Genomic DNA, 14,015 nt, shown 5'->3' on the forward strand with positions numbered 1-14,015 from the left:
CGCGTAGCGATATACTGATTCATAGGGTTTTCGAGATTGGTTCTATTTTTGATCAAGAGGTGTAAAAAAAGTGTCTAAGCATTCAATCAGTTTTGGAGGACAATTGGAAGATAATTGGCGGACTCTGTCAGAAGTCTTAGAAACTGCCACTAAACATAATAATCATGGAATTACTTATATCAAAAATGACGCAACTGAAGATTTTCAGAGTTATCAAGACTTATATCAAGATGCTCTGGTTATTTTAAATGGACTGGAACAAAAAGGAATAAAATTAGGGCATAAAGTCATTCTACAAATTGCCAAAAATCAAGACTTTATTCCCGCACTCTGGGCTTGTTTTTTAGGGGGAATTATTCCAGTTCCTTTGACCGTTGCTCCTAGCTATGATCTGGAAAATTCTGCCGTCAAAAAACTAGAGAATGTTTGGAAAATTTTAGACAATCCTTTGATATTATCCGATAGTGAACTAATTACTGAAATTGAAAAATTAGGAACTTCCTCTCATCTAGAAGGGTGGCAAGTTATCTCAGTTAATGAACTCAGAAAAGCCCCCTCTAAAGTCCATCAATTGCCGATTCTTGATCGACAAGCTCCAGCCTTATTACTCTTTACTTCGGGTAGTACAGGTATGCCCAAGGGAGTAATATTAACTCATCATAATATTCTGTCCATGACTGCTGGTACAGTGGCAATGAACCACTTTACCCAACAAGAAGTTACCCTTAATTGGATGCCCTTAGATCATGTAGGAGCTATCGTATTTTTAGGAATTATGGCGGTAGATTTGGCTTGTCATCAAATTCACGTTCCGATGGAATTAGTCCTACGCCAACCCCTCCAATGGTTAGAACTCATTCAAAAGCATCAAGTAAGCATTTCTTGGTCCCCTAACTTTGCATTTTCCTTAATTAATCAACAGGCAGAAGAACTTAAGCACGCCTCTTATAACCTCTCCTCAATGAAATTTTTAGTGAATGCTGGCGAGCAAGTTTCAGTAAAAACGATTCGCCTATTCTTAGAAATTCTTGAAAAACATCAACTACGGGAGAGAGCGATTAAACCAGCTTTTGGCATGACTGAATCCTGTTCTGGGATTACTTGGTCAGCCGGTTTAAGTAAAAATGAACTCACCGAAGAAAATAGTTTTGTCTCTCTAGGAAAGCCGATTCCTGGAGCAACTATCCGGATAGTCGATCAGGAAAATAATCCTTTACCTGAAAGAGAAATTGGAAAGCTTCAAATTCAAGGTAATTCTGTTACTAAAGGATATTACAATAATACTGAACTCAACCAGGAAGTTTTTCAAGAAGGGTGGTTTACTACGGGAGATTTGGGGTATTTATTTAAGGGCGAACTCTTTATTACTGGGCGAGAAAAACAAGAAATTATAATTAATGGTGTTAATTACTTTGCCCATGAACTTGAAACAACAATCGAAGAATTAGAAGGGGTTAAAGTATCTTATACAGCCGCCTTTGCCGTCTTTGATCAAAGTCGAGAAACTGACTTATTAATTATTACTTTTAGCCCAGAATCTGATCAATTTGAACACTGGATAAAAGTTGTTAGAAAAATTCGCAGTCATTTGACCCAAAAATTCGGAATTGCTCCAGCTTATGTCATTCCCTTAGAAAGAAATTTAGTTCCTAAAACCTCTATTGGCAAAGTTCAAAAATCCAAATTAAAAAAGGATTTTGAACAGGGATTATTTAGCAGCCGTATCCAAGAAATAGATCAATATTTAGCAAAAGAGCGTCAGAAAAATCAAACCTTACCTCAATCAGAAAATGAACGTCAAATAGCAGCAGTTTGGAGTGAAGTTTTACAGTTAACCTCAGTTGGTTTAGAGGATAACTTCTTTGAACTAGGGGGACATTCTATACACTTAATCCGAGTTCAAAATGAACTTGAAAAACTTTTTAACCGTCAGCTATCCCTTGCTGAAATGTTTAAAAATCCTACCGTTGCCACCCTAGCCCGTTGCTTAAGCGAAGAATCAAATACCACTCAAGTTATAGCACAAAAAAGCCGTCAACGTGCCGAAAATCGGATCCGTCGCCATAATGAAACCCATGACATTGCAATTATTGGTATGGCGGGGCAATTCCCAGGGGCTAAAAATTTAACAACCTTCTGGGAAAATTTAAAAAATGGAATCGAAACTATCTCTTTCTTTTCGGAAGAAGAATTACAAGAGTCGGGAGTGTCTCCGGAACTCTCGAATCAGCCTAATTATGTTAGAGCTAGACCAATTCTCGAGCAAGTTGAATACTTTGACAGCGAATTTTTTGGCTATACAGATAGAGAGGCAGAATTACTAGACCCTCAGCAACGTTTACTTCTTGAATGTAGTTGGGAATGTTTAGAAAACGCCGGTTATAATCCTAGTACTTATCAAGGATCAATTGGTATATTTGCTGGCGCAAGTATGAACACCTATTTGATCAATAATTGTTATCCTAATCGGGGTCAATTAGATAGTAATGACGAGTTACAACCCTTCACACTAGATTCAACGGGAGGGTTTCAAACAATGGTAGCTAATGACAAAGACTATTTAACAACGCGAATTTCTTATAAACTAAACTTACACGGCCCAAGCGTTAATGTTCAAACTGCTTGCTCTACTGGATTAGTTGTAGTTCATCTCGCTTGTCAGAGTCTAATTAGTGGAGAAAGTGACATGGCTCTAGCTGGAGCTGCTTCAATTAATTCTCCTCAAAAAATTGGTTACTTATATCAAGAAGGACTGATCATGTCTCCTGATGGTCATTGTCGCGCCTTTGATGCGGAAGCAAAAGGGACTATTTTTGGCAGTGGAGTAGGAGTAATTCTGCTCAAAAGATTGTCAGATGCTTTAGCCGATCATGACCATATTTATGCAGTTATTAAAGGCTCTGCTATTAATAATGATGGTGGCCAAAAATTAGGATTTACTGCGCCTGGTGGAGAGGGTCAAATTGCTGCCGCTACGGAAGCCCTAGCCTTTGCCGGTGTTGATGCTAATACAATTAGTTTTGTGGAAGCTCATGGCACAGGAACCCCCCTTGGAGATCCCATTGAAGTTGATGCTTTAGCTAAAGTTTATCAGGGTGCAAATGAGGGAGAATGTGCTTTAGGTTCAGTAAAAACCAATATCGGACATATGCAGATTGCTTCCGGTATTGCCGGTTTAATTAAAGCGACTTTAGCCCTCAAATATAGAGTTATTCCGCCTACATTACATTTCCAAAATCCTAACCCTCAAATTAATTTTTCTCAGACTCCTTTTTATATTAATAATGAAGCTATTTCTTGGACTACTAAGCAAGACAAGGACGAAAAATTACCCCGACGGGCAGGGGTAAACTCTTTAGGTATTGGCGGGGTTAATGCTCATGTTATTCTAGAAGAAGCTCCTCCCATTATTCCTCAAGACAATCAGAGCAAACGTCCCTATCATTTGCTCACCCTTTCCGCTCGAACCGAACCAGCTTTAAAAGAGTTAGTAAGTCGCTACATAGACTTTTTAGAAAGTCAACCTGAAAAGGATATGTCTGATGTAGTATTTACGGCAAATACAGGCCGAGTTCATTTCTCAAATCGGTTAGCCTTAACTGGCTATAAAAACAGTGATTTTATTGAACAATTACGTCAGTTCAAGCAACTAGATTATCAGTCAACTATTCATGGTATAGCTGATGAAAAAAGACCGCCTAAAATTGCCTTTTTATTTACAGGACAAGGGTCTCAATATGCAGGGATGGCTCATCAACTCTATCAGACTCAACCCACCTTTAGAAAAACTTTAGACGCAGGGGAAAACTACTATCAAAAACTAACGGGTAAATCCCTGCTAAACGTCGTATTTGCTGATACAGATGACCCCTTAAACCAAACCGCTTATACCCAACCGGCACTATTTCTGATTGAAGTTGCTCTCGCTCAATTATGGCATTCTTGGGGAATTCAACCAGCCGCCATTTTAGGGCATAGTTTAGGAGAATATTCTGCTGCTTGTTTTGCTGGCGTTTTTGATCTTGAAAGTGGCTTAAAACTGGTCACCCATCGAGGCAATTTGATGGGGCAGTTACCCCAAAATCAAGGGGAAATGGCCGCTATTTTTCTCGATAAGAACTCAGTTATTGAGCAGTGCCAAAGCCAAGGCATAAAAATCGCTATTGCTGCCATTAACGCGGAACAACATACCGTTATTTCTGGAGAAAAAAGCGTAATTCAAAAACTCTGTAACCATTTCACTAATGCCGGGGTGAAAGTTCGTCAACTCAAAGTTTCCCATGCTTTTCACTCCCCTTTAGTAGAGCCAATGGTTGCAGAATTTAAAACGATTCTTCAAGAGATTTCTTTCAGTCAACCTCAAATTTCTCTGGTCTCTAACCTAACAGGAGAAATTGCTGATGACAGCATTATGACTCCTCAGTATTGGCTTCAACATTTACTAAATACGGTACAATTTCATCCAGGGGCTTTATTCCTACAATCTCTCGGATGTGATACCTTTATTGAAATTGGACCTCAACCTATTCTCTCAGGAATTGTTCAATCATCCCTATCTTCATCTGAACCTCTAACTCTACCCAGTTTACGCTCAGGATTTTCTGATTGGCAAGTTTTATTAGAAAGTCTGGGCAAACTTTATGTTCGCGGTGCAAAGATAGACTGGTTTAGTTTTGATCAAGACTATCATCCTAGACGATGTGCTTTACCTACTTATCCCTTTCAAAAACGTCAACACTGGATTCCTTTAAAAACCCCATCTGCAACTGTTCCACAGGAATCTAATCTAGTCAAAATGTTATCTGAAAAGGACAAAAATACTTTGATGCAAACCCTCTTAGAAACAGGTCATTATTCTGAAGATGAAAAACCAACAATATCCGCAATTGTTCAACAGTTGATTAAACTCTATTATCAAGAAAAAGAGGACTTTAATTTTGCCAAATTACTTTATCAAGTAGCTTGGCTTCCCTGGGATTTAGCCAACGGTAAGCTACAAAATTTGACCCCCCTTAAAACTGATTTAGAGGTTTACTTAGAACCCCAATTACACTCCTCAGAATTGATGGGAGTTTCTCTCGCTTTTTCCGAAATGGAAAAACTGGCAGCTGACTTTGTTGTTAAAGCTCTGAAAGATTTAGAACTCTTTCAAATGAATACCTTTCTTGATCCCGATCAAAGTTTTATTCAAGCTGAACTTAAACAAGAATATAAATCTTTCTGGAATCATCTTCTAGAAATATTAGCGAAAGTCGGCATTTTAGAAAAGCAAAATACCCTATGGAAAATTGTTAAAGAACCCGAACACTCTAATCCTGATTTAGCGGTAGAGGATTTAATCAATCATTATCCTAATGCTCAAATAGAACTCAATCTATTTCGACAAGTTGCCACAAATTTAGCAGCCATTATTACGGGAAAAATATCTCCTTTATCTATCCTATTTTCTCAAGATGGACAAGGAGGAGCCAGCGAGTTTTATAAAAATACATCTTCGGCAAAAATTCTCAATCTGGGTATCTCTAAAACCGTTGAACTTCTCCTCTCAAGTTATGCCCCCTCAGCCTCCCTCCGCATTCTCGAAATTGGCGCGGGAACTGGAGCTACAACCCAACAGGTTCTTAAAGCTTGTAACTCTCGTCAAATTACCTACACATTCACTGATGTTTCCCCCTTCTTTCTAGAGAAAGCTAGAGATAATTTAGCTGAATTTTCTGGACTAGAATACAAAGTACTCGATATTGAAAAAGCTCCGAAATTACAAGGGTTTTGCAGTCATTCTTATGACTTGATTATCGCAGCTAATGTCTTACACTCTACCGCCAATTTACAAGAGGAAACCTTGCCTCATATTCAAAGTTTACTACGTCCAGGCGGTCATTTATTACTGTTGGAATTAACTCAGCAATCTTCCTGGATTGATTTAATCTTTGGTGTCACTCAAGGTTGGTGGCGTTTTAGCGATTATCATTTGCGCCCAAATCATCCTATAATTACAGCATCGACTTGGGAATCTATTCTGCTTAAATCGGGTTTTTCTCAGGTAGAATTTGTTTCTCCTGATCAAAAAATAGGTAGTGTTTTATTTCAGCAAAGTATTATTCTGGCTCAAAGTTCAGAAATCTCCCCTAACACCGCTAAAAACTGGCTAATTTTTACTGATATTGACCCAGAACAAGATACTTTTCCCTTAGGGATTCAAGAGCAACTACTGAAAAAGTGTGATTCCTGTCGGATAATTTATCAAGGGCAGAAAAATACACAAATATCATCTTCTGAGTCTTGTTTGAATGCTAATCAACTACAACAATTAGAGGAATGGTTTGCGTCAAATCCATCTCCAGATCGGATCATTTATCTTTTGAATAGTGATGGCAAAGAGCAACCAGAATCCATTTTATTGAATCGCTGTAACTATCTTTTAAATCTTCTCAAAGCTATTCAAAAAATCCCTAATCCTCCTCAATTATTCCTTGTCACTCAGGGGGCCCAACCCTTTGAATTAGAACAGCCTTCTTTAGGGTTTCAGTCTCCTCTTTGGGCAATGGGGCGTGTTATTGCCCTAGAAAATCCGCAATTATGGGGAGGTATGCTGGATCTTGATCCCGACGTTGATATTAATCAAAATATTACCGCATTACTATTAGGATTAACTCATGCTCACGATGAGGATCATTTGGTCTTCCGCAAAGGTCAAGGCTATATTGCTCGTCTGCTTCCTCTCAAGTCTCTAGAGACAACAACCGTTAAGATTCAACCTGAGGCTACCTACCTAATTACGGGAGGAATAGGACATCTAGGCTTAGAATTGGCGGAACATTTAGTCAATTTAGGAGCAAAACATCTCATTTTAACGACACGCCGCTCATTACCGGCTCGCTTCCTGTGGGATTCAGCAACCGAATTAGCCCAAATATCAGAAAAAATCAGAAAATTAGAGGAAAAAGGAGCATCAATCGAAGTTATTTCGGCAGACGTTGGCAATTTTGAGGCTATGCAGGCCATATTTACCCAGATTGAAAAAACCGCTTATCCCTTGCGTGGCATTTTCCATCTTGCCGGAATCTCAGGCCGACAAGCTCAATTAAAAGACTGTACTTTGCAGGATCTCGAAGCAGTTTTTCAGGCAAAAGTTAAGGGTTCTTGGAATTTACATCAACTATCTTTGGGTACTCAATTAGACTATTTTGTGCTGTTTTCTTCGGCGGGTGCAATTTGGGGGGCAAAGGAACAAGGCTTATATGATACTGTTAGTCATTGGCTGGATGCTTTGGCTCATTTCCGTCATCTTCAAGAACTTCCTGCAACGGCTTTAAATTGGGCATTATTGGCGGGTAATGGTATAGTGTCTCAAGACTATGAGGACTGGCTCAAACAGATTGGCATCAGGGAAATTGCTCCAGATATGGCCTTGAGGGTGATGGATGCTATTATGGCTTCTAATCAAACACAAGTTTTAATCGCTGATGTGGATTGGGTTCGTTTCAAAAATATCTATCAATTTAAAGGCGAGAAACCACTCCTAAAAAATTTAGGACTCTCAGAAATTCCCATTAAGTCTGTTCAAGAATCAGACTCTGTACTGCATCTTTTAGAGGATATTCCTTTAGGAGAACGTCGGGAATATTTGTTAGAATATGTTAGCAAGCAAGTCAGAATTATTTTAGGGATTAAATCTATGCCAGATTCAGAACAAGGATTGATAGAAATGGGGATTGATTCCTTATCCTCTATTGAATTGAAAAATCGTTTAGAGAAAGGATTAGAAGTTCTCTTACCCACTTCTTTAGTCTTTGACTTTCCTAATATTAGACGCTTAGTTGATTATCTGTTTGACCGTATTTTCGGTGAAAAAGTTCAAAAAACAGCCGAGAAGATGATTAACTTCACTGAAGTTCAGCAGGAGATTAGTGAGGATTTAATCTTACAAGAACTTACTGATTTGGAGGCTTTTTTAGGAGATTAAATAATCCTAAGCCTTGAAGTTAGAAAGCTTGAAATTAAAAAAAATTCAAGGCATTTCCTAAAAGTTACCCTATATTCAAACTATGCAAACTCCATTTTTTCAACAAGAAACCGTCAAAAGTTCTCATCAATTTTTTGACAATCTGAAATTGATTGCCGCTCCTTACTGGTATCCAACCGATCCTAAAGGAAGGACATTTTCAGAGGTAATAAGTTCATGGGGAATGCTGTTTCTCCTTGTTTTAGTAATTGTTGGACTGGTGGCCTCTAATGCAGTTAATAGCTTCGTTAATCGCTATTTGGTTGATGTCATTATTCAAGATAAAAATGCCTCTAAGTTTATGACAAGTTTATTACTTTATGGCTTAGGATTACTTTTAATTACCCTGTTTACTGCATTTTCTAAATTTGTTAAAAAAAGAATTATTCTGGATTGGTATGAATGGCTAAATCAGCAGGTTGTTACCCAATATTTGAGCCATCGCGCTTATTACAAAATTAATTTTAGATCCGATGTGGATAATCCGGATCAAAGGATAGCCCAAGAAATAGAACCCATTGCTAGAAATGCTGTTAATTTTGGAGCTATTTTATTAGAAAAAGTCTTAGAAATGACTACTTTTTTAGTAATTCTTTTCTCAATTTCCCGACTAGCCGCCTTGATTCTAGTGGCTTATACAATTATCGGCAACCTAATTGCTGTTTCTTTAAGTCGAGAATTAGATAAGATTAGTCAAGAAGAATTGGAATCCAAAGCTAATTACACCTACACTTTAACTCATGTTCGGAATCATGCTGAATCTATTGCCTTTTTTCAAGGCGAAAATCAAGAGTTGAAAATCATTCAACGTCGATTTAATAATCTCGTCAGAAATTCTCTCAGTAAGATTGATTGGGAGAAAAATCAAGACATTTTTAGTCGAAGTTATCGCTCAGTTATTCAAATATTTCCCTTTGTCGTCTTCGCTCCGGCCTATATTCGGGGGGAAATTGATTTCGGACAAGTTAATCAGGCTATTATTGCTTGCAGTATGTTTGCTAATGGTTTTTCTGAGTTAATCCTTGAATTTGGTTCTTTGGGCAGATTTTCCAGTTATGTTGAGCGTCTATCTGAATTTTCGTCGGCCTTAGAAGAAATGGACCGACAACCCAAGGATGCTAGTACCATTAAAACCCTTGAACAAAATGAGATCGAGTTTGAGGATGTTACTTTACAAACACCGGATTATGAAAAGGTAATTGTTCAACATTTATCCCTATCTATCGAACCAGGCGAAGGTTTATTAATTGTCGGACCGAGTGGACGAGGTAAAAGTTCTCTATTAAGAGCTATTGCTGGCTTATGGAATGCAGGAACTGGTTGTTTAAAACGACCTCCCTTAGAAGAATTTCTCTTTTTACCTCAACGTCCTTATATTATTTTAGGAACTCTAAGAGAACAGTTACTTTATCCTAAAACAACCCGTGAAATGACCGATGGAGAACTTGAATCGGTTTTACAACAAGTTAATCTTCAAAATATAGCCACAAAAGTTCATGGCTTTGATGCGGAAGTTCCCTGGGAAAATATATTATCTTTAGGAGAACAACAACGCCTTGCTTTTGCCCGATTGTTAGTAACCCATCCCCGCTATGTAATCTTAGATGAAGCCACAAGTGCTTTAGATTTGAACAACGAACAAACCTTATATCACCAGTTACAAAAAGCACAGACAACTTTTATTAGCGTAGGTCATCGAGAAAGTTTATTTAAGTATCATCAATGGGTCTTAGAACTTTTAGAGGATTCTAGTTGGCGACTTGTTTCCATAGATGATTATCGAGCCTCAAAATCTCTGTAACTGTTTCATTGCTAAAACTCAATTTAGGAAAAATTACGATGACTACTACTTCACCAAAAACTCTGACTATGGATATTCAAAAACACAGGGTTCTTTTAATCGGAAAAATGTATGATGAAGCGGGGCAAAAACTTCTTGAAGAATCTACTAATATAGAGATTTTGTCCAACCCTACACTGGATAAAATTAATGAGGCCATTCAAGAAGTATCTGGCGTATTTGTGCGTTATCCTAATAAGTTAGAGGCTTCATCAATCCGATTAGCAAAACAATTAAAAGTAATTAGTACCTCTGGATTTGGCACAGATTCTATTGATATTATGGCAGCAACAGAACAGGGGGTTATCGTTGTTAATAATCCCGGAATGTCAACTACAGCTGTAGCAGAACACACCTTATCTATGATTTTAGCCCTTGCCAAAAAGCTCCCTTTTTTAGATCATTGTGTGAAAAAGGGTAACTATTTAATTCGCAATCAGATGCAACCGATTCAACTCGAAAACAAGACCCTTGGTATTGTAGGTTTAGGAAGAATTGGTACTCTGGTGGCTCACAAATGTAACCTAGCACTGGGGATGAGAGTATTAGCTTATGATCCCTATGTTCCAGCCAGCAAAGCGGAGACAGTAGGAGCAACTTTGGTCAAAGATTTAGATGTTCTTCTGGCTGAATCGGACTTTGTTTCTTTGCATACTGAACTAACAAGTGAAACGCGGGAAATGTTTAATATCTCAGTTTTTAAAAAGATGAAACCAACAGCTTTTTTAATTAATACCTCCCGGGGAAAAGTCGTTTGTGAAAAGGATTTAGGGATCGCCCTTAATCAAAAATTGATAGCTGGATGCGCCCTCGATGTCTTTGAACCAGAACCGCCGGCTTTAGATAATCCTTTATATAATTTTGAGAATGTCATTCTCTCACCTCATTTAGCCGGAGTAACCCCTGAAGCGAGTCTAGCGGCTGCTGTTTCGGCGGCGAATCAAATATTACAAGTGCTTCAGGGAGAGAAGCCTCCTTATATGATTAATCCGGAGGTGTGGAATCTTTTTTAAAGCATCTAGAGAATCTCAGGGATTCGGTTAATTAAAAATGGCAATATTTCTGCAAAATCCTTAGGAGGATAATAATTTGGAAAACATCGGCAAAATTCCCCTCAAAGATGAATGGCGTAATCGCTGGGCAACCATCAAACAATTTATCCTTAATCCAGCTCGAGAAATGGCGTTTTTGCAAGATCAGTTTCAAGTTTCTGAACTGTATACTAATATAGCGAAACGCGATCCTCATCTTCATGATCCTAATTTTCCCCAATGGCTTAATTTTGGTTATTGGCAAGAAGAAACAACTTATAACGGAGCTTGTGCCGCTTTAGCGCGTAAATTAGCCGAAGTAGCCGAACTTAAAGCCGGAGATCACCTTTTGGATGTGGGTTTCGGTTTTGCTGAACAGGATTTACTCTGGGTAAGAGAAAACAATGTTGGCTCAATTATCGGTCTAAATACAACCGAGTTACAAGTAGAAATTGCTCAAGAAAGAGTAGCTAAAGCAGGGTTATCGGACAGGATAAAACTTCAAGTAGGCTCGGCTACTCAAATACCTTTTCCTGAGAATTCTTTTGATAAGTTGACCGCTTTAGAATGTGCTTTTCATTTTGACACTCGTGAGGATTTTTTCGCGGAAGCTTTTCGAGTTTTGCAGCCCGGTGGAAGGTTGGCTATAGCGGATTGTTTGCCTAGAGTGGGTCGAGAAATTAACTTCTGGCTGCGGGTTAATAGTAAGAAAATGTGTATTCCCTTTCCTAATCAATACGACCGACATACTTATGTAGAAAAACTCAAAAAGCATGGATTTGTTAATATCCAAGCTTTATCTATTAGTGAATATGTTTGGCCGGCAATGGTTCATTATTTTGCCCAGATTAGCCAAGGAATTAGTAAGCATGATTTAGTTATCGATCTCCAGAAAGATAACCCTGGACTTGAAGCTTGGTCAAGAAATCGGGGTTGGTTTATGGCGTTTGATGATTATCTTTTGTTTTCGGCAGAAAAGCCTAAATTAAACTGAGTTCGGTTTAAGCAGATTGATGTAAAACCCAGTCCATCGGTAGGGAGGACTTCTTGTTAGCGATCGCCTATTAATCAAGGAGTTGAGAATCTAGAATTGGCCAAGGTTTTCTAACAGTCTCTTCTATAGCGTTATCCCGAACGCAGGTTAAGCTAGAAATCGCTAGTCACCCCCCAGATGTAGGGCCGATTCATTCTCTCTTATGTCATTCTCTCAACTCCTTATCTGGCAACGTTTTTAGTCGATTTCTCGGAAATACATAGGGTTTGCGGCAAAAAGTTTTTCGTGGTAGGGTGTGGGGTGTGGGGTTTTACCCATTTTCAGGTGGTCAATTACCTAATTTTCAGGGAAAAAGTCCAGGGATTTTCCCCCCAATCACTCCAATGGTCGGCACTTTTTGAGGGAAAAAAAGTCTAACAACCTTATCCAACAAGGTTGTTAGATTTATTCAGCAAGCCCTACATAGCTGAAAATTTGTCAAAACGTCGTGCTTTGTAGGTTGATTCATGAATCAACCCTACCCTGCCCTAGGGTCGTTTCATTCTCTCAAATGTCATTCTCTCAAGTCCTTATCTGGCAACGTTTTTAGTCGATTTCTCGAAATACATAGCTGAAAATTTTTAAAAACGTCGTGCTTTGCTTACCTCATAAGCGATTAAAGGTAGCAAAAAAAGAATTAGATTCGGAGAATGAATCAGCCCTAGGGGCCGGGGGGGTCTTATCTCTTGCCTCGTCTCAACAAGCAATTTAAATGCGCGGACAGCTTACTGACGAATTTGTACCGGCATCACCAAATAGGTCATCTTTAAACCTCCCAAGGGGGTAAAAATAACCGGTTGGGTACTAGCATTTAACTGCATTTGGATATCATTATTAGGTAAAGCCTTCAAACCGTCCATCAAATATTTAACATTAAAGGCAATATCGCCACTTTCTCCCTGAATTTCCGCCGCCATGGACTCTTTAGCACTACCTAAATCAGGAGATTCCACCGCTAGGGATAAACGGTCATTTTCGCTATCGAGACTAAACTTGACTAAGTTATTCTTTTGGTCCGATAAAACCGCCACTAATTCCAAACAACGGATTAATTGTTTGCGGTCTAAAACCAAAGAGCGCTCGAAGGATTTAGGAATTAACTGATTATAAGTGGGATAGGCCCCTTCTAACTTACGACTGGTTAACCTCTGTTCCCCCATTTCAAAGATGACTTGAGAATCATCCACATGCAGAGTAATAGTCTCGATATTTTGTTTTGTTGCCATCATTCTTTCCAATTCTCGCAGGGCCCGGGCCGGAATGGTGACATTAAAGCCACCAGAGGCACTTTCCACCTCCTCTAGGGGAGTTTGTACCACCGCTAAACGATGACCGTCTGTAGCGGCAAATTCTAGACAATCGACGGTTTTAGTTAAATGTACCCCCGTCAACACCTGTTTAGTTTCATCGCCACTAGCGGCAAACAAGGCACCTTTTAGTCCCTCTGTCAAGGCAACTACAGGTAAATTAACAATTTCCCCATCGGCCACCGTGGGCAATTCTGGGAACTCATCGGCTTTCATGCCGCGAATTTGGAACTGTGCCGAGGCAGTTTTCAGGAAAGCGAGACTATGCTCCTCATCATTCTCGTTTTCTTCCACAGAGATAGTGATTTCCCCCTCTCCCAAACGAGAGACAATATCGTTAAGCAATTTTGCCGGCAGGGTAATTTTGCCCCCTTCCACCACCTCGGCCCGAAAACTGGTGCGAATCCCTAAACTCAAATCAAAAGCAGTCAGGCTAATTTCGCCCTTTTCCTCATCGGCACAAAAGAGAACATTGCCCAACACCGGATGGGTAGGACGACTGGCAACGGCCCGACTAACTAGGGATAAATTGCTGTTGAGTTCGCTTTGACTACTGGTAAATTTCATCGAAAATTTTGGGTCTGAAACCCCGTCGTTCTACGACGGCTTTACTGTTAAATATTAGCACATTTACGAAATATATGCTAAAATGTGAGGTATGGAAAAAGCCTATTCGTTTCGATTTTACCCCACACCAACACAAGAGTCGCTATTGCGGCGCACTTTGGGCTGTGTAAGATTGGTTTACAATAAAGCTCTCCATCTCAGAACACAAGCATGGTACGAAAAGCAAGAAAGA

The 14,015-nt window shown here is 39.2% G+C and carries 6 protein-coding genes; 5 read left to right on the forward strand and 1 reads right to left on the reverse strand.

The annotated features are described in order from the left end of the window. Window positions 1-70: 70 nt before the first annotated feature. The 4 genes from O9295_RS04195 (at window position 71) to O9295_RS04210 (ending at window position 11,870) form a co-directional block, all read left to right on the forward strand. Window positions 71-7,966 carry a type I polyketide synthase gene (locus O9295_RS04195; RefSeq protein WP_288031936.1) on the forward strand — a complete coding sequence of 2,632 codons (7,896 nt, stop codon included), beginning with the start codon at window positions 71-73 and terminating at the stop codon, window positions 7,964-7,966. Between the two features lie 82 nt (window positions 7,967-8,048). Then, window positions 8,049-9,806, forward strand: a complete 1,758-nt coding sequence (locus tag O9295_RS04200) for an ABC transporter ATP-binding protein/permease (protein WP_147068649.1) — start codon at window positions 8,049-8,051, stop codon at window positions 9,804-9,806. A gap of 68 nt (window positions 9,807-9,874) precedes the next feature. Next, window positions 9,875-10,858, forward strand: a complete 984-nt coding sequence (locus tag O9295_RS04205) for a hydroxyacid dehydrogenase (RefSeq protein ID WP_288031938.1) — start codon at window positions 9,875-9,877, stop codon at window positions 10,856-10,858. A 76-nt stretch (window positions 10,859-10,934) separates the two neighbouring features. After that, window positions 10,935-11,870: a class I SAM-dependent methyltransferase gene (locus tag O9295_RS04210; protein WP_288031941.1), complete on the forward strand. Its 936-nt coding sequence runs from the start codon at window positions 10,935-10,937 to the stop codon at window positions 11,868-11,870. A 764-nt stretch (window positions 11,871-12,634) separates the two neighbouring features. Here the strand turns inward: O9295_RS04210 and dnaN are convergent. Further along, window positions 12,635-13,783: a DNA polymerase III subunit beta gene (gene dnaN, locus O9295_RS04215; RefSeq protein WP_287627202.1), complete on the reverse strand. Its 1,149-nt coding sequence runs from the start codon at window positions 13,781-13,783 to the stop codon at window positions 12,635-12,637. Between the two features lie 91 nt (window positions 13,784-13,874). Between dnaN and O9295_RS04220 the strand changes: the two genes are divergently transcribed. Beyond that, on the forward strand, window positions 13,875-14,015 hold a 141-nt coding region (locus O9295_RS04220; protein ID WP_288031943.1), incomplete at its 3' end, for a helix-turn-helix domain-containing protein.

This window comes from Microcystis sp. LE18-22.4A (assembly GCF_027531105.1).
Taxonomy (GTDB): Bacteria; Cyanobacteriota; Cyanobacteriia; order Cyanobacteriales; family Microcystaceae; genus Microcystis; species Microcystis aeruginosa.

Bases quoted from the DNA above. Each gene is read 5' to 3' on its own strand.
- O9295_RS04200 (WP_147068649.1), top strand. From the start codon at position 8,049: ATGCAAACTCCATTTTTTCAACAAGAAACCGTCAAAAGTTCTCATCAA.
- O9295_RS04205 (WP_288031938.1), top strand. From the start codon at position 9,875: ATGGATATTCAAAAACACAGGGTTCTTTTAATCGGAAAAATGTATGAT.
- dnaN (WP_287627202.1), bottom strand. From the start codon at position 13,783: ATGAAATTTACCAGTAGTCAAAGCGAACTCAACAGCAATTTATCCCTA.